Annotated in this window: 20 protein-coding genes and 1 tRNA gene; 13 read left to right on the forward strand and 8 right to left on the reverse strand. The window is 65.3% G+C overall.

Going from position 1 to position 19,063, the window contains the following annotated elements; translation table 11 throughout:
• Nucleotides 1–475 precede the first annotated feature (475 nt).
• From ACGF7Y_RS18665 to ACGF7Y_RS18680, 4 genes are all read right to left on the reverse strand, one after another.
• Complete coding sequence (locus tag ACGF7Y_RS18665) at nt 476–820, reverse strand: hypothetical protein (RefSeq protein WP_393235319.1); 345 nt, start codon at nt 818–820, stop codon at nt 476–478.
• 225 nt (nt 821–1,045) lie between these two features.
• On the reverse strand, nt 1,046–2,002 hold the full coding sequence (locus tag ACGF7Y_RS18670; protein ID WP_393235322.1) for a hypothetical protein: 957 nt from the start codon (nt 2,000–2,002) through the stop codon (nt 1,046–1,048).
• A gap of 252 nt (nt 2,003–2,254) precedes the next feature.
• Nucleotides 2,255–3,049, reverse strand: a complete 795-nt coding sequence (locus ACGF7Y_RS18675; protein ID WP_393235325.1) for a PP2C family serine/threonine-protein phosphatase — start codon at nt 3,047–3,049, stop codon at nt 2,255–2,257.
• Between the two features lie 4 nt (nt 3,050–3,053).
• On the reverse strand, nt 3,054–3,890 hold the full coding sequence (locus tag ACGF7Y_RS18680; protein ID WP_393235328.1) for a sigma-70 family RNA polymerase sigma factor: 837 nt from the start codon (nt 3,888–3,890) through the stop codon (nt 3,054–3,056).
• A 123-nt stretch (nt 3,891–4,013) separates the two neighbouring features.
• Between ACGF7Y_RS18680 and ACGF7Y_RS18685 the strand changes: the two genes are divergently transcribed.
• The 12 genes from ACGF7Y_RS18685 (at nt 4,014) to xerC (ending at nt 12,606) form a co-directional block, all read left to right on the forward strand.
• On the forward strand, nt 4,014–4,481 hold the full coding sequence (locus ACGF7Y_RS18685) for a hypothetical protein (RefSeq protein WP_393235330.1): 468 nt from the start codon (nt 4,014–4,016) through the stop codon (nt 4,479–4,481).
• The gene (locus ACGF7Y_RS18690) at nt 4,478–4,726 is read left to right on the forward strand and encodes a hypothetical protein (RefSeq protein WP_393235333.1); all 249 of its coding nucleotides are present in this window, start codon (nt 4,478–4,480) and stop codon (nt 4,724–4,726) included. Before ACGF7Y_RS18685 ends, ACGF7Y_RS18690 begins: the two co-directional genes overlap by 4 nt.
• Entirely contained in the window at nt 4,726–5,403 is a 678-nt protein-coding gene (locus ACGF7Y_RS18695; protein WP_393235742.1) for a DUF2637 domain-containing protein, read from the forward strand. Before ACGF7Y_RS18690 ends, ACGF7Y_RS18695 begins: the two co-directional genes overlap by 1 nt.
• Nucleotides 5,403–5,645 carry a hypothetical protein gene (locus tag ACGF7Y_RS18700; RefSeq protein ID WP_393235335.1) on the forward strand — a complete coding sequence of 81 codons (243 nt, stop codon included), beginning with the start codon at nt 5,403–5,405 and terminating at the stop codon, nt 5,643–5,645. The genes ACGF7Y_RS18695 and ACGF7Y_RS18700 overlap by 1 nt, the downstream gene beginning before the upstream one ends.
• Nucleotides 5,645–6,961 carry an FtsK/SpoIIIE domain-containing protein gene (locus tag ACGF7Y_RS18705; protein WP_393235337.1) on the forward strand — a complete coding sequence of 439 codons (1,317 nt, stop codon included), beginning with the start codon at nt 5,645–5,647 and terminating at the stop codon, nt 6,959–6,961. The genes ACGF7Y_RS18700 and ACGF7Y_RS18705 overlap by 1 nt, the downstream gene beginning before the upstream one ends.
• On the forward strand, nt 6,958–7,284 hold the full coding sequence (locus ACGF7Y_RS18710) for a hypothetical protein (protein WP_393235339.1): 327 nt from the start codon (nt 6,958–6,960) through the stop codon (nt 7,282–7,284). The genes ACGF7Y_RS18705 and ACGF7Y_RS18710 overlap by 4 nt, the downstream gene beginning before the upstream one ends.
• Nucleotides 7,281–7,481: a hypothetical protein gene (locus ACGF7Y_RS18715; RefSeq protein WP_393235341.1), complete on the forward strand. Its 201-nt coding sequence runs from the start codon at nt 7,281–7,283 to the stop codon at nt 7,479–7,481. Before ACGF7Y_RS18710 ends, ACGF7Y_RS18715 begins: the two co-directional genes overlap by 4 nt.
• The gene (locus tag ACGF7Y_RS18720) at nt 7,478–7,852 is read left to right on the forward strand and encodes a hypothetical protein (RefSeq protein WP_393235343.1); all 375 of its coding nucleotides are present in this window, start codon (nt 7,478–7,480) and stop codon (nt 7,850–7,852) included. The genes ACGF7Y_RS18715 and ACGF7Y_RS18720 overlap by 4 nt, the downstream gene beginning before the upstream one ends.
• On the forward strand, nt 7,849–8,493 hold the full coding sequence (locus ACGF7Y_RS18725) for a hypothetical protein (RefSeq protein WP_393235346.1): 645 nt from the start codon (nt 7,849–7,851) through the stop codon (nt 8,491–8,493). The genes ACGF7Y_RS18720 and ACGF7Y_RS18725 overlap by 4 nt, the downstream gene beginning before the upstream one ends.
• Nucleotides 8,490–9,287, forward strand: coding sequence for a hypothetical protein (locus tag ACGF7Y_RS18730; protein WP_393235349.1), 798 nt, complete (start codon nt 8,490–8,492; stop codon nt 9,285–9,287). Before ACGF7Y_RS18725 ends, ACGF7Y_RS18730 begins: the two co-directional genes overlap by 4 nt.
• A complete protein-coding gene (locus ACGF7Y_RS18735; RefSeq protein WP_393235351.1) occupies nt 9,284–10,951 on the forward strand; it encodes a replication initiator in 1,668 nt (555 codons plus the stop codon). The genes ACGF7Y_RS18730 and ACGF7Y_RS18735 overlap by 4 nt, the downstream gene beginning before the upstream one ends.
• Nucleotides 10,952–11,220: 269 nt before the next feature.
• Entirely contained in the window at nt 11,221–12,606 is a 1,386-nt protein-coding gene (gene xerC / locus ACGF7Y_RS18740; RefSeq protein WP_393235354.1) for a tyrosine recombinase XerC, read from the forward strand.
• 25 nt (nt 12,607–12,631) lie between these two features.
• Here the strand turns inward: xerC and ACGF7Y_RS18745 are convergent.
• Nucleotides 12,632–12,704 (reverse strand) — tRNA-Asn (locus ACGF7Y_RS18745).
• 203 nt (nt 12,705–12,907) lie between these two features.
• Here ACGF7Y_RS18745 and ACGF7Y_RS18750 point away from each other — a divergent pair.
• Nucleotides 12,908–13,153, forward strand: a complete 246-nt coding sequence (locus tag ACGF7Y_RS18750; RefSeq protein ID WP_040865658.1) for a hypothetical protein — start codon at nt 12,908–12,910, stop codon at nt 13,151–13,153.
• Between the two features lie 70 nt (nt 13,154–13,223).
• On the opposite strand, the gene dnaG is transcribed toward ACGF7Y_RS18750, so the two are convergent.
• From dnaG to ACGF7Y_RS18765, 3 genes are all read right to left on the reverse strand, one after another.
• Nucleotides 13,224–15,143: a DNA primase gene (dnaG, locus tag ACGF7Y_RS18755; RefSeq protein WP_393235358.1), complete on the reverse strand. Its 1,920-nt coding sequence runs from the start codon at nt 15,141–15,143 to the stop codon at nt 13,224–13,226.
• 175 nt (nt 15,144–15,318) lie between these two features.
• On the reverse strand, nt 15,319–16,068 hold the full coding sequence (locus ACGF7Y_RS18760; RefSeq protein ID WP_393235361.1) for a Mut7-C RNAse domain-containing protein: 750 nt from the start codon (nt 16,066–16,068) through the stop codon (nt 15,319–15,321).
• Nucleotides 16,065–17,219, reverse strand: a complete 1,155-nt coding sequence (locus ACGF7Y_RS18765) for an FIST N-terminal domain-containing protein (protein ID WP_393235364.1) — start codon at nt 17,217–17,219, stop codon at nt 16,065–16,067. The genes ACGF7Y_RS18760 and ACGF7Y_RS18765 overlap by 4 nt, the downstream gene beginning before the upstream one ends.
• Nucleotides 17,220–19,063: the final 1,844 nt, after the last annotated feature.

Genomic DNA, 19,063 nt, shown 5'->3' on the forward strand with positions numbered 1-19,063 from the left:
CGGATCAGTCAGACCGCCACGGCCGGAGAGGAACTGGTGACCGGCGAGCCCTGTCGGCTGGATGCGGTGACGTCGTTCGTGTATCCGGGGACCTCGGCGGGACCACAGCCGGTGGACCGGGCAGAGTGCCGGCCGATTCGTGCTCGGCTGCGGGAGGTAAGTCGGGTACGGCTTCCGGCGTGCCCAGCACTGCTTCGGTTGATGCAGAAGCGACCAGACAGGAACTCCGTGCGCCCCGGCGGCCGAGCGGCGCCGACGCGCTCGACGCGCCGCGGACGACGCCTCATCAGTACGCGCTGCGCGTCGCAGCGCGGCGGCGGCGCGAAGCGCCGCCGGGGCGCTCTTGATCCTGTATGGCTAAATTCGGCAACAACTCGCACAACGCATGTATCGCAGGACACACGGCCTGCGAGCTCCCAACATCAGAGACAATTTCCCCGGCGCATGGCTAGTCAAGTGAGCGACAGCCGTGCTACTAGACGTCCGGATCAGGTTTCGCCATGAAGTCGGCCCCGAAGAGGTCGATGTATATTCCGAGAAGTTTTCGAAGAACTGCAAAGAACGAGATTACGAGATGCACAAGGATTGCGGTGCATATGCCCGAAGAAACACCCGCTTGCCATCTACCATTTAAGGCTAACCACGGCCACGATGCCAGGACCGCCAGACAGAGAGCCAGAATCATCGCAATTAATGAAACGTAGAGTGCTCCGGCGGCGGAATCGGCGACAAGTTCTTTCAGCCTCGTTCGATATTTATACTCCTCGCTTTCACTAATCTTTATTCGCAGGTTCGCCAAGAATACGAAGGTGCTTAGCATCGCTCCTACCAAGAGCGATGTAGCTGACAATAGCTGCGTAACACCGCTCAATTGGAAGCGAAATGCCGTGAAACAGATAAATACCACACCTGGCGCTCCGTATAATACGAACTTATCCAGACGGCTCGGTGGTTTATTGTTGACGCCACGAAGCGCGGTCGCGTGGTATGTAAAGATGGGCCATGGGCTGAATCGGCTTAGTTTGCCCACCTTGATATCCCCTGCCTAGTCGAGTATCTTCGGACGCCACTGGGCGGAAAGATCCACGTTCAGGTTATCGAGCGCAATTTTGGCCGTCGAAATAACCGCCTCTACGAACTCGCGCGCACTTATTGGCTCATCGGTATCAATTGGATACGTGAACCGGGGCCATGATGACGTAACGTCTATCTTTCGTTGGCGGCCGTCATGAACTGTAATGACTTGCTGTTCGTCAAAATCTTCATCCTTGAACCCACGAAGGCCAACGATACCCGCCAACTTCGGGGGCTTATTTGAATCCCTCATTGCGCGCACGGCGGACAATATACGTCGCTTCACCTCCGATCCATCGACCAGAGAGAGTTGGAGCCTGGCACTCTTAACGTTTTCTTGCGTGAACGCGGTTCTATCCGCAGAGCGAGTCGACTGGACAAGTTCGACGCCAGTAATTCCCACCCCTTCATCGCTCAAGAATTCACTCCACGCCTGCGCATCAACCAAATCAGAGGTAAGCCGGATGCATATTCCGTATTGCCTAAGTCGACTGTTCAGCATTGCGCAAATGGGTGCAGTGAGATGCGACCTCCCTCGCACCTCCGATATCATCAAGCCCGACACCCCGTATGGAGGAATAATGAAGAGAATGTGAAAGTCTTTTAATACAGCATCAGACAGCTTTATTTCACGCGGCGGGTCGTCGGGGTTTCCGCTTTCGACATCGAAGATCTCGCGCCTTTCGCCGTAGTCACCGCCCTGAGCTGTCAGAAGAATGCCCCACCCAGATTCTTTCACGACGGATATGCGTGTGTATATCGACTTTCCGTCATCCTTCTGCCCAGCACTGCTGGCATCTTCGATCACCTTCAAGACTGCGCTGCGGAGCCCCGTGGTGGCCTGCGGCTCAGTGAAGGGCACCCTATCGTCAGGCTTCCTGAGCGGGGTTACGTAGAGCTCCATGACCCGGTAGCCGAAGGTAGTCATGTATCGCCCCCTGTCATCCGATTCGAACCAAAAGCGTCTCCCATCGAAGTAGCCGCCGTCAAGCACACCTTACGTAACCCGCGAGTAAGGAGCAGACGGACAAGTATCGAACACGTGTTCGATACTTGTCAAGCAGTCCGGCTCCACGAAGGCCGCCGCGGGCACGACCCACGAACTAATACTGCTCCAATTAATGACGGCTTGTTTTATAAGTTGTAGGCGTAGTATCCAATGTAGCGATCTGCTGCGCGTTTAGAATCGGATAACGGCAATTGACTTGTCGTCGTGGCGTTTAGACCGAGGGCACAGCCGCCCGTCGGGGTCTTCCACAGACTCCCATTCACGACACCGGACGAGCAGGTTTGAAAGTGCGCCTTCGTTCATCTGAGCTACTTCCGGCCACGGTATACCCATTGCGGCAAGAGGTTCGGCTGCGCCATCGGTAGCAAGGATTGCCCATCCTGCACTTTTCCGTGGATAACTTCCAGTCAAAGAATGGTTCGCCGCTGCGGGGTCAGCCTCCGCGATCCAGTAGCCCCCTTCAGTATTTCGGTAGAAGCGTTCAGCGCGCTGGAGCGCTGCGAGAATTGCGTGATGCGTATCGTCGTAGCCCCTCCCGGCCTGCAGGCGACTTCGGTAGAGCTTGGACTCCGGCAGGTTGAGTTCGGTAAGACGCTCGTCCACGACCACCTCGTAGTTTCCGTCGTTTACGCCAATGACCGCCATCGAGTCCCCGAGGATCAGAATCTCGATATTATGTTCGTTGACTCGAAATATCGCCACGGTACTCGAAGGCGCGGATCCTGGCTGTAGAGAAAGTCGTGCTGCTGTAGTCGCAATCGCGCTTGACAAGATTGTAGGTAGTTCAGCGCGATCATCCTGAAGTCGACGCACCAACTCACGACTGAGTACGTCCACGTAGGCTCCGGCCGCTTTTCCATCAGCACTGAAAGACGACGCGCCATCAAGTACAACTACCGAACTGCCTGTCACAGCGACTCTGTCTTCGTCGGACTGCGCCGCTAGTTGAGCTGTGGCTACCTGCACTGTTTCACCATTCCGGCCTGTAGGGGCCAATGATGAGTCGACTATCGATTATTGCGAACTCCTCGTCGAAGTCCGCCTCGACAACGCCGCAAACGAATCTCTCGGCCGGCTCGAACAATGTGGCGAGGCTGCGGTCTATCCAGTGCGCTACCCCGAGCGATCCCACGCTAGTGATGCCAGCAATATGAACAATCACGCGCCCCTCATCGACTCGTCGAGAAAAATACCCTATATCGGTGCGCGTGGACCCGTCTTGACGAAACGGGGACTGGTGACGCCTACTGGTCCGCGCGTCGGTGATCCACCATCCTTCGTCAGTACGCTCGAAGTCGAAGACGGGGTCGTTGGCGAGTAGCCTTCGCGCCAGAGGTGCCGACTTAGGGCCGCAGACGACTACCGCGTCCCCTGCGGGGACCTCGTTGGAATCAGGATCGATAGCAAACCGGTTGGACGCCAACGACAGTCGAGTCAGCGTTGCTTCGATGGCCTCCTGTGTAGCCTGATCGGATGCATCGAAGTAAGGGCGTTCGCGGCCTTCTTCGAATCCGAACCTGCGCGGAATTCCGATCGAGACAGGCCCAACACCGAAAAATGCACGCTCCGGCTGCGGAGCGGTTGATCGAATCTGACTGATACGCCCCTTGGTGAGCCCGAGTAGTTCTGCAATCTCGGTGTAGCTCATCCCAAGTTGGCGGTGCGCTTCCTCAATCGCAGCCTTTCGCAGCCGAGCTAGCTCAGTGGCCCGCTGCTGATAGATCGTCATCAAGTCGGTGGCTTTTCGACCGCGACGGATCGGATCCGGGTCGTTCCGCACCTGGTCGAAGTCGTCAGCGAGAGCCATAGCTGCGAGTTTAGAGGGTCTTGACTTGGCGGCGCAGGTGGGCGTAGCCTCGAGTTTATACCCCCTAAATCGCACCGCGGTTGCTCACCTCGTGAGTTTAGAGGGCCTATACGGAGGTAGAACATGGCTATCAGCAGGGGTTTCCGGTTTCCGATCGAGTTCGGTAAGGCGTTCCCGCAGGGGTTGGTGTTGCTGGGGGAGATCGGCCCGGCGACGAAGTACAACCCGAATCTGAACGCGGCTCCGGAGCAGTTGATCGATTACGACCCGAAGACGGGTGAGGGTACGGCGTTGCCGTTGTGGAAGGCGACGGTGACCGATCCGCATGAGGACAAGGCCAAGCGTGCGAGTTTCGAGGTGTTGTTCATCTCGTCGCATCAGCCGGTTCCGGCGACTGAGGAGATCGTTCCGGGTACGGGGATGCGGATGATCCGGCTGGAGGGTTTGACCGCGGAGCCGAGGGTGATGGGGCAGGGCGAGTTCAAGTACCAGGGCTACCAGTTCCGGGCGACCGGGATCGAGGGTGACAAGAACACCCCGAAGGCCACCACCGCGGCCGGTAACGGCAACGGCGCGAAGGCGGGTGCGTGATGAGCCCCGCGGCGTGGATGAAGGTCACGACCTGGGCGCGCTCCGCCGATGAGCTGCCGGTGCAGGTTGAGTACGTCTCCAGCATCGGCATGGTCAGGGTTTCGACCGGTGTGGGGGAGCTCTATTTGCACCCGGAGGTCGCGGTACGTCTGCGGCAGCGGTTGGCCGACGCGTTGAACGACTGCCCCACCGTGACGCTCGTAGGCGAGTCGGCGATGGTCGCGGGTTCGAAGGCTGTGGCGTGATGTTCGGGGATGACCGTTCGGTGCGGATGCGGTTGGCGCCGGTGGCGGCGGTGTTGATCATCGTCGGTGTCGGTGTCGCCGCGTTCGTCCTCAGCTACGAAACGCTCCGCGACTTGGCGGAACTGGCGGGCATCCACGAGGACGACTCGTGGCTGTTTCCGGTGATCGTGGACGGCACCATCATTCAGGCCACGGTGTCGGTGATGGTGTTGTCCAACCGGCCGGTCGAGCGCCGCTGGTTTTCCTGGGTGCTCGGGCTGGGTGCGGTGGTGTCGGTGGCGGGCAACAGCCTGCATGCCTTCACCGATGGGCAACAGCTTCCGAACTGGGTGGCGGCGGTGATCGCGGCTGTCGCCCCGATCGCGCTGTTGGTCGACACCCATGGCGGGGTGATGCTGTTCCGCGCTGCTCAGCGCAAACCCGCAGAGCAACCGGCCGTGGAAGCCGTTCCCGAGCCTGAGCCCGATCCGGTGCCGGAACCTGAGGTGCCCGCGATCCCGGCTCCCGATCCCGACCCTGAGCCCGTGGTAACTCCGCTTCCGCCGGTTCCTGCTCCACCTGTCGTGGCGGTGGCTCCGGTTCGTCCACTGCGGCCGACTCGTCCGGTTCCTGTTCCTGTTCCTGTTCGTCCGCGCCCGGTTCAGCAGATGCTGCCGCTGGCGATTGGGGGTAACTGATGTTCACCAAATCCGTTCTCGCGGGAGCGCTGTTCCTCCCGCTGCTGACCACCGCGACCGCCCCGGCTGCTGTCGCAGTCTCGGATTCGCCTCGCTGCGCGATGTTCTGCGAGGACCAGCAGAAGCGTCCGCCGCGGGAGTGCGTGATGTTGTGCGATCAGCCTGCCCCGCCGGCCGATTCGAACGGTTGCCGTCTGTTCTGCGAACTGGGCAAGCGGCCCGACGCTGAGGGGGTGGCGTGATGTCGCTGACCGAAACCCTGGTGACCGTCGGTGCTACGGCGGTGGCCACGGGGATGATGTGGCAGTGGCGGCGACTCGGTGCCGGGACCACACCGAAGCCGGAAGATCACGCCGCGGCTGCCCCGCCGGAGCTCCGGCCCGCGGTGTTCATCGTGACCGATCCCGCGCAACTGGCGTTGATGTGGCCCGCACTCGGGCTGGGGTCGCGGGAGATCGGCTACCCGAACGTCCTGTCGGCCACCTACACCGAGTTCGGTATGTCGGCCGAGGTGCAGATGCTCGGCGGGCAGTCGCTCAAGGACTGGAACAACGACGCCACTTGTGCGGCCCTGGCTGCTTACTTCGGCGTCCCAGCCGTGACCGTCACAGCCACCGACCCCGGCTTCGTCCGCTTGGACCTGCGGGTCTACGACACCTTGGCCGACACCGCAACCCTGCCGGGCCTTGCTTCCGGGGTGGGTGTGGATCTGGAAGCGGTTCCGGTCGGCGTAACCGAGGACTTCGACACCTGGCGGGTGCGGGTGCTCTACGGGCACATCCTGCTCGCGGGTGCCACGGGGTCGGGGAAGGGCTCGGTGCTGTGGTCGATCATCGCCGCACTCGGCCCCGCGATCGAAGCCGGGTTGGTGGACCTGTATTTGGCGGACCCCAAGGGCGGCGCGGAGTTCGGCAAGGGCGAGAACCGGTTGTTCGTCCGCTTCGCCACCGACAATCCGACCATCCTCGCGATGCTGAACGAAGCCGTCGATTTGATGGACGAACGCCTGGCCCGGATGCGTGCGGCTGGGTTGCGCAAACTCGTCCCCACCACCGATGAGCCGCTGATTCTGATCATCATCGATGAGGCCGCCTCTCTGTCCTCGTACGCCACCCGCAACGAACAGGAGGAGTTCCGGCGCCTGACCGGCCTGCTGCTGTCGAAGGGCCGTGCGGCGGCGGTATCGGTGATCGCGGCGCTGCAGGACCCGTCCAAGGAGACGATGCCCAACCGGCAACTGTTCCCCGTCCGCATCGGCCTCCGGTTGGACGAACCTACCCAGAACGCCATGGTCCACGGCCAAGGTGCACGCGACCGTGGCGCACGCTGCGACGAGATCAGCGACCGAACACCAGGTGTCGGCTACGTCGGCGAAGACGGTTCGACCGAGTTCGTGCGGGTGCGGGCGTTCTTCGTCTCCGATGACGACATCGACGCCATCGTGGACGCCTACTCACCCGCACCTGAGATCACCGCTCCTACCGAGGATTACAGCGATTTCGACCCTGATGACCTGGGCGATGGTGAGGAGTCCGAAGACGGGCCGGTGGCGGCATGAAGCGGGGTTTCGTGACCGAGGTTCATGTGGTCGTCTACTGCGACGGCTGCGGCGACATCTACTCCGAGAGCGCCGGCGAGTCGATCTGCTTCGACTCGATCAACCAGGCCGTGACGTACATCAACGCCCGCAGCGGCGGCGTGGGCTGGGTGTATGACGGCGACCGCGTGTGGTGTGACGGCTGCCAGGCCACCGCCCGGTGTGCCGAGCACGGCCACTGCTTCCCCGAGTCCTGGCAAACCACCCTGTGGCCGGTGGGCTCCTCCACTTGTTCCCGCGCCTGCGAAGTGTGCGGCATCCCGGAAATCGAGGCCCTGCCATGAGCGACAACGTCCGCTCCATCCATGACCACGACGAGATCGATGCGGTGATCGATTCCCGCGCTCTGCGCCGCTGCCAGCTCGACCGTCGCGGTGTCGACCCGGTGAGAATCGCGGTGCATCTGCTGGTGGAGACCGGTGACGCACCGGGTTGGGATGCCGACCTGGACGACGGCTACCGATGGGACGAAGCGGCATGACCATCTCCGAGCCTGCGGTGTTCTTCTACCTGCTGCACCCCTCCCAGGTGAAACCCGGCGACGTCGTCTATGAGATCAACGACCGACCCTTGCCCGGCGGGCCGCTCATCCTCCGCGAAACACGACCCGTGCCAACCACTTCGGCTGGTGCGGTGTGGGAACTGGTTCCGGAGCAGGGCAGCCCGCAGCGGGTAGATGCCGACGGCCGGCTGAAGGTCGGACGAGACAACACCGTGAAGCGAGTGAATCCGATCGTGGCTGCCGCGGCCGGTCAAGTCCGCCGCAAGCGACGCCGCACCACTGATCTGCACGCCCCGTGCCGGGGGCAGATGACCTTGTTCGACCTCTCCACCTCGGAGGCTGACCGATGAACACCAAGCCCCACAACACCCGAAACAACCACACCCGGCTCGACGTGTTCGACCTGCTTGCCCTGGGCCTGCTCAACATCCTGTGGGGCACGCTCATCGGCCTGTGGTGGCTGCTGCTGTTCCCGATGATCTCCATCCCTCTCGCCCTGGTCGCCACCGTGTGGCTGCTGCTGGGGTGGCCGGTGGGTCTTGCGACTGCCGGGGTGTCCGTCGCGGGACTGCTGCTGTGGCAGCGCCAGCACCCGGAGACGTTCGACCGCTGGGTCACCCGACGTGCCCGCACTCGGGCGTTCACGTGGTGGCGCTACCGGCGGAGGTGGGCCAAGCTCATGACCGCCTGCCACCTGAGCATCACCCGCGGTGACCGCACCTTCATCCCGCGCCTGCTGAGTGTGGAAATCGGAATCTCGACCGATCGGGTTCGGGTGCGGATGCTCGACGGCCATTGCCCAGCCGACTTCGAGAACCGGGTGTCGCATCTGGCGCACGCTTTCGGAGCCCTCGACTGCCGCGCCACCATCACCGGACCCGGCACCATCGAGTTGGCCTTCGGCCGCTCCGATGCCCTCGCCGAAACCGTGGTGCTGCCGCGGGTGGATCACTGGACCAAGCCGGCACCGAAGTCCGGGAGGGCGGCATGAGGTTCTACCTCGGTACCCACCACCCCGGTTGGCTGCGACGTATCGCGGTGCCGCTGTTCGTCTCCGACCGCACCCTGCGCGACTACAAGCGACTTCCCCGAGCAGTCGAGCGGTGGGCACTGGATTCGGGTGGGTTCACCGAACTCAGCACCCACGGCACCTGGGCCAACGGCCCCAGCCCGCGGGAGTACGTGGCGCGGGTCCGCCGCTACGCCACCGAGGTCGGCAAACTGGATTGGGCAGCGCCGCAGGACTGGATGTGCGAACCGCGGATCGTCGCCAAAACCGGACTGAGCGTGGCCGAGCACCAGCGGCGCACGGTCGCGAACTACCTGGAACTGCGGGACCGGGCCGCGGGTGAGGTGGTGTTCGCACCAGTCTTGCAAGGCTTCGAGCTCGCTGATTACCTGCACTGTGTCGATCTCTACGACACCGCCGGGGTCGACCTGACGGCTGCGCCGATAGTCGGGGTCGGGTCGGTGTGCCGTCGCCAGGGCACCAAGGAAGCCGCGCGGATCATCGCCGCCCTGTGTGCCCGGCTGCCGGGAGTGGCGTTGCACGGGTTCGGGATCAAAACCATCGGACTGCGGCACTACGGGCAGATGTTGGCCAGCTCCGACTCGTTGGCCTGGTCCTACCACGCCCGCTACAGAGCTCCGCTGCCCGGCTGCACCACCCACAAGAACTGCGCCAACTGCCCCAAATACGCAGTCCGGTGGCGCACCCGCGTCCTGGATCTCCTGCCCGCCGACGCAACCGAGCCCGCTTCACACCGCCTGGACGGTGCCGCATGACCACACCCACCGCCGACAACAACGACCAGCAACAGCAGTCTGGTCGGCAGACCGCGGCGCAGCGCCGTAGCCTGCCGGACTTCCGGGACGTCGCCGAAGCGTTGGCCGACAAGGAAAAGGTATGCCGTAAGCCGGTGCCGATGCGGGTGGAAAACCCCCGCACCTTCGAAGTCTCCTACATCGGCGCACCCTGCAAATCCACTATCGCCTCGGTCTGCCCGGCCTGCGCCGAACAAGCCAAGTACCTGCGGATGACCCAATGCCGCGAAGGCTGGCACCTCGATCACGAACCAGAGGTCGACAAGAAGGACCCGACCGAACACCAGCAAGAACTCGTCGCGACCCGGGCGGACCTGTTCGACAACTATCAGCAGGCCAAAAGCGACGGCGACACGGTGGGGATGGATGCCATCGCTGAAGTCGTCGCCAGCATCGACGCAGAACTCCGCGACACCGGCTTGGCCAAGCGCCTGCCGCCGTTGGATGCTCCGGGCAAGGGGCGGCGGGTGCGTTCGACCCGGCGGCGTCAGGACATGCCGAACCTGCCGCGCCGACGGGTCTCCAAGACCACCATCGGACGCCAGTTCGCCGGTCGGTTCCGGCCGAGCATGTTCGTGACACTGACCCTGCCCTCCTACGGACGGGTCGGCTCGGATGGTGCCCCGGTCGACTTCGCCAGCTACGACTACACCCGGGCGGCGCGCGACATCGTGTTCTTCTCCAACCTGGTCGACCGGTGGATCAAGAACCTTCGCCGCGTGGTCGGCTACAACGTGCAGTACTGGGGCACCATCGAACCCCAGAAACGCGGAGCCCCGCACTTCCACGTCGCCCTGCGCGGTGCGATCACCCACAAGATCATCCAGCAGGTCACCGACGCCACCTACTTCCAAGCCTGGTGGCCCCGCTTCGATCCCGAAGACCTCGTCTACGACGGCGACCGTCTGCCGGTCTGGGATCACCAGCGCGCCGTCTTCGTACACCCCGACACATGTGAGCCGTTGACCGGGTTCGACGACGCCATCGACATCCTCGGCGAGGTCGACAACTGGGAACCCGCACACGTAACCCGGTTCGGGGTGCAGGTCGATTCCAAGGGCATCCTCGGCGGCACCGAGGAATCCAGTCGGCACATCGGCTACATGACCAAGTACCTCACCAAGTCCATCGGCGAAGTCCTGGAGGCGAAAACCCCGCGGGCGGCCGATCACTACGACCGATTACACAACCAGTTGCAATACGTGCCCTGCTCGAAGCAGTGCGCAGTGTGGCTGCGCTACGGCATCATCCCGGTCGGCGCCAGCGACAAGACCGTGCCCGGACGCTGCCGCGGCAAAGCCCACCGCCGAGACACCCTCGGCCTACCCGGACGCCGCGTCCTGAAGTCGGAGATGTGGTCGGGCAAGACCCTCGCCGACCACAAGGCCGACCGCGCAGAGTTCGTGCGCCAACTGCTGGCCGAATACGGCATCGAAAAGCCCGACACCTCGCACCTGCGCGTGACACCGGTCCAGCCCGGAGACCAACACGCGCTACCGCGCGATCACCTGATCATGGCCGCGATCGCCCAACGTAAAACCTGGCGCGCGGAATACGTCAAAGCGATGCTCGTGGCCAGTCCACCAGGGGCGCAGGAAACTTCGGCAATTCCGGAAGCGGCATAGGGAGGAGAGTTCGATGGATGTCACGAGGCGGTGGGTGGATACAAACGACGCGGCCAGGATTGTGTGCTGTCATGCCGAGGTGCTGAGGCGCTGGCATCGGACGGGGACGGCTCCGTTTGCTCTTCCTGCTCCGAAGCGGCGTGGTCGGCGGTTCCTGTGGGATGTCGAGGCGCTGGTGAAGGCGATGGAGGAAATTCAGACCGATGAGGTGGACGGTCGCCGTGGCTAGAACTGGTCGTCCGCCGCGTCCGTTGGGTGTTCCTGGGGTCGTGCGGCGGAGAGAGATTCGGCCGGGGCATTGGGAGGCTGACACTTGGGTCCGAGATCGGAGTGGAAAACCTCGTCGCGTTCGTAGGGTGTCGCCAGAGCGGTTCGACAGTATCGGCCGGCGGATTCCGGATCGAGACGGCAGCCGGGCGGAGGCGGCTGTTCTTGCTGCTGCTGCGGCGGTGGCTCCTGATCTCGGTGGTGAAGTGACCGCGAGCACCACGGTGGCGCAACTGTGGACGCATTACCGGGAATACCTGGTGAAGAAGGGACGCGCGGACAATACGCTCGGGTTGTATGACCGGTGGGCGAACATGCTGATCGGTGAATACGGGTTCCGCCGCATCGGTCCCGAGGAGTTCAAGACCAGTACCGCGGAGGCATTCCTGGAATGGGTGGCCGCGAATCACGGACGCGGTTCGATGCTGAATGCGCGCTCGATGCTGTCTGGGATGTTCCGCTACGCGGTGCGCAAGAACGCCATCGACGTAAATCCGGTTCGTGAAGCGGAGATTCCGGAGAACGTGGAGGCGAAGGGACGCACCGGTGGCGCGGCGACCATCGACGTCGAAGACCTGTGCTTCATCCTGTCGTCGGTGTACTGGTCGACGGTGCCGTGCCCGCGCAAGCTGACGAAGGCGGAGCAGAAACGCGGAATCCGCTCTTACGCACCACCGACGGTTGCGGAGTACTGCGAGGACGCTGACCTGGCGGACCTGATCGCGATCATGGGGGCAATCGGGCAACGTCCGAGCCAGGTGCTCGGCTTGGCGTGGCCGTTCTACAACAGTAAGAAGCGCACGATTCGCACTGTCGGCAAAGTGATTCGAATCAAGGGCAAGGGACTGGTGCGGGTGGTGAAGGACGACGACCCGAAGAACCCGCAAGGCACGATCGCACTCCCCGACTTCGCCGTCGAAATACTTGATCGACGTCGGGAACAGATGGAGCTCCGCAAGCGCGACAACCCACCGCCGGACGACTACGAAGTCGACTTGATCTTCCCGTCCTTCGAGTGGACTCTCCGCGATCCGGTGAACGTCAACCATCAGTGGCAGCGGGTTCGCGAAGCTCTCGGGCTTCCCGACGACTTGAGCCCGTATGCGTTCCGCAAGCTGATTGCGCTGGTGCTCGATGACGAGGGACTCTCGGCTCGCGTGACCGCCGATGTCCTCCAGCATGCCGACCCGGCGATGACCCAGCGCAAATACATGGCGCGGGGTCGGGTGCATCATGACGCCGCGGCGGTGGTGCACAAAGCGGTCATGGACGGACTGCGGGCTGACGATCGAACCTGGGACGGGAGTGGACGCCGAGCGCCTTTTAGGACACTTTCTGGACGTTTTCCGGGTTCGGATACGAATTCGGCCCCTGACCCTGCAAGGTAAACTGCTGGTCAGAGGCCGTTTTCTGCTCCCCCATCTGGACTCGAACCAGAAACCTGCCGATTAACAGTCGGCTGCTCTGCCAATTGAGCTATAGGGGATTGCCCTTGGCTCGTCCGGTTGGTATCGGGCGGGCCGAGGAGAAACTCTAGCGTATCGCTGGGCGGGAGCCCAAATCGTGTCGCTACCTGCGACTTGTCCGGGTGGGCCGGGTGCGGAGCTATCGGGTGTCCGGATCGACAGGCGCGTGGGGCGTCGGGCAGGATGGGGGCGGCGAACTGGCAACTGGGAGGAGCACATCGAGATGCTGCGGTTGATCATCGGCGTGGCGGCCGGGTACGTACTCGGCAGCAAGGCCGGGCGGGCTCGCTACGAACAGATCAGCGCCGCGACGCGCGCGCTGACCGAGAGCCCGGTGACTCGCAAGCTCGTGCTCGTCGGCAGGCAGAAATTGTCGGACAAGCTCAGCACCCGTCCCCGCCTGGAGCCGATGGAGCCGCTCGACGAGCGAACCACCGTGCTGGTGCCGCACGACCAGCTCCGCCGCTGACCTGCCGCACACCGGACCTCCCCGCGCTGCGCGGGGAATCCGCGCGTACCTGTACCGACGCGGCCGGACGCTAGGCTCCGGTGGCGAAGTCCCCGTGGCTGCCCATCGCCTGGGTGAGCAGGCTCTTGCGGTACTGCTCCAGGGCGACGAGGTCGCCGAAGAGGGCGAAGTAGGCGTCCGGCTGTTCGGTCGAGGAGACCCGCTGGAGCTTGGACTTCAGCTCGGCGATCTGCCTGCCGACCCAGGCCTCCTGGGTGCGCGCCAGGACACCGGCGACGAAGCGCGGGATGTCGGCTTCCGTTTTCACCGGTAGCGGCTCGTTGGCCAGCTCCGAGAGCAGGGCGCGCACGGTCAGGTCGTCGGTGCGGTCGGCGACGGCATTGACCCATTCGGCGCCGCCCAGCCCGATCGCCGTACCGCCCACCTCGGCGATCAGGGCGCGCAGGACGGCGTAGGCGGGATGGGTGAAGGCTTCGGCCTCGAGCGCGTCGAAACCGGCTCCGGCCATCGCCGGGTACTGCAACGCGGCGGCCAGCACCTGGCGTTGCGGCAAGAGCGTGGGATCGTTCGGATTCGGCCGTGCGGCAGGATGTTCGGCGACCACTTCGCGAGGCGCGGGCGCCCGCCCGACGCCGGCGGTGCCGCCGCCGTTGCGGTGCCGCTTGGCTTCCTCGCCGACGCGGCGCACCACGGTCTGGATGTCGTCCCAGCCGACCCAGCCCGCGAGTTTGGTGGCGTAGGCCTTGCGCAGGGCGTTGTCCTTGATCTGCGCGACCACCGGCACCGCGCGGCGCAGCGCCTCCACCTGACCCTCGGCGGTGTCCAAGTTGTGGTCAGCGAGCAGGCCGCGAATCACGAACTCGTACAGCGGGGTTCGGCGGGCGACCAGGTCGCGCACGGCGGCGTCGCCGGAGTGCTGCCGCAGTTCGCACGGGTCCTGTCCGTCCGGGGCGATCGCGATGTAGGTCTGACCGGCCAGCTTCTGATCGCCTCCGAAGGCTTTCAGGGCCGCCGCTTGGCCCGCCGCGTCGCCGTCGAAGGTGTAGATGATCTCGCCGCGCCAGAAATTGTCGTCCATCATCAGGCGGCGCAGCAGGGCTAGATGCTCGTCGCCGAAGGCCGTGCCGCACGAGGCGACGGCGGTCTTGACCCCGGCCAGGTGCATCGCCATGACGTCGGTGTAGCCCTCGACCACGACCGCCTGGTGGCCCTTGGCGATCTCGCGCTTGGCCAGATCCAGGCCGAACAACACCTGGGATTTCTTGTACAGCACCGTTTCCGGCGTGTTGATGTACTTGCCGGGCATGGTGTCGTCGTCGAAGAGCTTGCGGGCGCCGAACCCGATGACGTCGCCGGACAGGTTCCGGATCGGCCACAGCAGCCGCCGGTGGAAGCGGTCGATCGGGCCGCGCTGACCCTGCCGGGACAGTCCGGCCGCCTCCAGCTCCTTGAAGTCGAAGCCCTTGCGAAGCAGGTGCTTGGTGAGGGTGTCCCATCCGGCGGGGGCGTAGCCGCAGCCGAAGGTGTGCGCGGCCGCGGCGTCGAAATTGCGCTCGGTGAGGTAGTTGCGCGCGGCTTCGGCTCCCGGCTCGCGCAGCTGGGCGACGTAGAACTCGTGCGCGGCCGCGTTCGCCGCGACCAGCCGGGACCGGGTGCCCCGGTCGCGCTGCACCGAGGTACCGCCGCCCTCGTAGTTGATCTGGTAACCGATCCGGTCGGCCAATTGCTCGACGGACTCGACGAACCCGACATGCTCGATCTTCTGCATGAAGGCGAACACGTCGCCGCCCTCGCCGCAGCCGAAGCAGTGGAACAGTCCGTGATTGGGCCGCACGTGGAACGACGGCGACTTCTCGTCGTGGAACGGGCACAGGCCCTTCATGGAGTCCGCACCGGCGCGCTTGAGCGCGACGTACTCCCCCACCACGTCTTCGATCCGGACGCGTTCGCGTATTGCCGCGATATCGCGATCTGGAAGTCGTCCGGCCACGGCAGAGAGTCTAGGCGAACGCGAGGCCGACGCGCCCGGGCGGCTCCGCACAGCGAGTTCCGGTCGCGCCTGCCGACGAGCGGGTGGCCGGGCGGGCCACGGCGGCTCGGGCCGTGGCGGTGTCCGGTCTTCGATGGGTCATCGCGTGGTCGAACCGGAATCGCTCGCGCGAGTGTCAGGAGCGGTCGAGCTCCGCGCGGATCGCCCCGACTGTCTCGGCCAGTCGTGCCTGATGGGAGCCCTGCCAGTAGATCCGGCCGCAGTCGCGGCACTGCCGGAAGGTGTCGTAGTAACGACGGGTGAGCGGTTGCAGCCGGTCCTCGACCTCGGCTTTGGCGACTTCGTCGACGACGCCGCCGCAGCGCAGGCAGCGGGTGAACGGATCCAGGCGCGCGACGAGGTCGAGCCGCCGGATCACCTCGACGACCTGGTCGACCGGCCGATCCGACCGGATGTAGACGCCGTGTGTGACGTTGCGGCGCTTCAACAGGCCGCGGTCGCGAGTGAGCAGGATCCGGTGCTCGGCCGCCGACAGCTCGGCGAGTTCGGCGTCCGCGGCCTCCCACCGGCAGTGCACGTCCAGGCCCATCAGCCGCATCAGCTTGGCGAGACCGCCGAGATTCACGTCCGCGAGGAACCGCGGCTCACGCAATGGGTGCGGGCGAACCCTGGTCACGCGGCCGATGTCGAGCGTCTCGAAGACGGGATACGCGGTGATCCGCCCACCGGGACGTGGGTGATGGTCGAAGTGCGCCGGTTGTCCGTCGACCAGGACCAGGTCGACCTCCGTGTGCGGAACGCCCGCGGCCTCGATGACGTCCTTGACGGTCTGGTGCGGCCGGTAGGGCCGCCGCAGCACGGTGTACCGCTCGCCGGGCCGCAGGAAGTCGTTCAGCTCGGCGTAGACCCGCAGGTCGACGCTCATTCGACGAACAGCGCCATCGACGCCGTGAATCCGTGCAGCGCGTTGCGGCCCGCGATGGGCCCGATCTCGCCGGCGGCGAAGAATCCCGCGAGCGGGATGCCGTCGAGCAGGTCCTCGATCGTCGTGGCGTCGTGATCCGCGACCCCGAACATCCGCCTGCCGCGTCCGTTGCAGGTGAACAGCAGCGCACCGGCCGGACGCCCGGGAAGATCGGTGCGCGCCCGCGCCAATGCCGCACGCAGGTCCTGGTCGGCGCCGATCGCGTCGCGGACCTGGAATTGGACGGTCGTGCCGACCTCCACGACGTCACCCACCTCGATCGCCCCGCTGGACGGATCGGCGCCCAGCAGGCCGCGGATCAGGAAGTCGCCCTGCCCGGGCTCGGCGAGATGCTCGTCGACCACGAATCCGATCTGCAGGCCGCGCGCGAGCTGTTCCTGCTGGGCGGGCGGCAGCACGGCCACGATCTCGCGCAACCGCTCGATCGGGGGCAGGCCGCCGAGCCCGGTGATCACCGTGCCGTCCGCGCCGGTGACGGTGTAGGGATAGCCGATCGGCCTGCAGCCCTGGGACACGATCGGCACGCTGCGCAGGCCGGGGAGGCGCACGCCGACCGCGCCCGAGGTCACCACGGTGTGGTCGCGGAACAGACGGCTGCCTTCCGGGCCCCGTCCGCCGCTGACCAACCCGCCCATCACGACGGTGCCGGGCAGATCCGTGTTCACGTACTCCAGCAGGAGATCGGCCGGGAACGAGTAGGGGTCTGGCAGCAGCAGGTGGAAGTCGCGGGCGGCCTTGTCGAAGCGGTAACCGGCGAGCAACCCGCCGCTCGCCGTGCGGAGGAAGTCCAGCTGGAAAGTCTCGGCGGCGGGCAGTCCGGAGGCCAGCCACACCACCACCGCGGGCTCGTCCTCGATCTCGCGACGACCCGCCACGATGGCCTGGGCCACGCATCCGATCAGCGCGGGCACCCGGACCGTCCGGTGGACGCCGTACAGCACCTCAACGGCGTCGTCGGTGTGGACGCGGGAGGCGAGCAGCACAGCGAGCGACGGCGCCTCGCCCGCGAGCTGGTCGCGGGCGCGCGCTGCGGCTTCCCGGCCCGCTCGCCGCGCCTCGGACGCGGTGGAGAGCCCTACTCCGATCCGCACCCCTCCATGGTAGCCAACTGGAAGCTGTAACGAATACCATTGCCGCACAAGGCTTTTCATCGGGACGATGAACAGCACCGGGACAGGGGGCGGCTCGCGTGAGTCGACCGCCCCGGCCCTTCGGCATCGAGAGCAGGGCGGTAAGGATGCGGGCAGGTTGCGATTCGATAGCTGTTCGGCGACTCGCGACCCCTCATCGATCTTCCCAGCCCCGAGAGGTCCGGCCGGTCTGAGCGACAATGACGCGATCACAGTTTGCTTTACGGTCACGCGAGATCAGCATGTCGGCGCACCGCGGCACGACCTGATGAGGACAAGCGGGAGACATCGTGAGTCAGCCGTCGCGGATCGACACGGGCGAACTGCGGGCGATGGTATCGACACTGGAGCGGCTCATCGCCGACGCCTCCCGGACGGTCGGCGCGTTGAAGGCAGCCATCGCGTCCGCCGAGGCGCAGCTCAGCGCCCAACTCGACGATGCGAGCGCACTGTCTGTCCCGGTAGCGGAGTCCCGGGCTCCGGAGTCCACGCCCGAAGCATCGGCCGCGCCCGAGCGGCAGGCGATGCCCACCCCGTGGGCCCGAAGAGCCTCCGCGTCGACGCCGTGGTCGAGGCGGGTCGTCCGACCGTGCCCGACGGCGCCGAGCGCGCCGGTTCGGGTACCCGCGCCCGGCGATGCGGCGGCAGAAGTGCCCGCGCCTGCACGGCCACCGGCCGCCGCGCGCTACTCGGAATTCGACCCGGCAGCTCGTCGGACGGATGCCGTTGACGACCCGATATCCGTCCGGAGCGCGGATGTCGCGCACAGCCCTCCCTCCGCCCCGCAGGCCATCACCGTCGATTCGGCGCTGATCCAGAGGCCGGGCCGCGCAGAGCACTCCGCCCCCGTCCTACGAACCGACGCCGCGTCCTTGCGCCGGACGAATGCCGTTGACGACTCCACAGCGATCGCACCGACCGGCGCCGCATCCGCGCCGCCGGTCGAGAATCGCGCTCCAAGCTTCCGGCAGGCGAACAGGACCGACGACCCGGCCGGGCGCCCACAGATCGATGTGGGCGTGCAGAAGCCGCCATCGGTCCCGAAGATAGATATCTCGCACCGCCCCGAGCCTCTTCCCCAGCCCGCGACTACACACCATCGCGACTCAGCCCCGCGAGCAGACAGCGCCGACGGTTTCACGCATCGCCGACACGTCGACATCGCAGACGACTCGACACCGCTACCGACCCCGGCGGACCCCGCGCCAGGCCCGCCGAGCGGCGACGCACCGATTCGACAGACCGATCTCGCCGGCGCCTCCGCCTCGGCCCATACCGACTCCCCGGACATCCTCGAGCTCGACAACGCACCCCAGTCCGAGACGGCGCCGCCCCTCGAGGTCGCCCAGGACGAACCCATACGGCAGACCAGCGACGCGCACCCGACCCCTCCTACGGATTCAGCTCGAACGTCCGCACCGCAGCGAGATATCGCTTCTGCCCCTGACTCCACATCCACACCAGACAACGCACCCACCCCCGAGCCCGCATCGACATCCGTAGCCGCACTGGCACCACCCGCACCCGCAGCACAGACGACAGACCCGGACCTTCTCCGCCAGATCGACATGCCCGAGCACCTCGGACCCGTCCCGGCGGACGGCGGGCAGCGTTCCCCCATCGACGCCGGAGACATAGGGGGCACCGAGACGAGCGGAACTCCGCCCCCTCCGTCGACCGCCCAGCAGAGCGACACCACTATCGACTCCCCCGCCGCCCCAGCCTCCGAGATGGCAAGCGAGCCCACCCGTTTCCGCAGAAACGACACCCCCGCCCGGTCGACCGACGCCACGCCCCGGAGCGAT

Source organism: Nocardia sp. NPDC047654 (genome assembly GCF_043205035.1).
Classification (GTDB): Bacteria; Actinomycetota; Actinomycetes; order Mycobacteriales; family Mycobacteriaceae; genus Nocardia.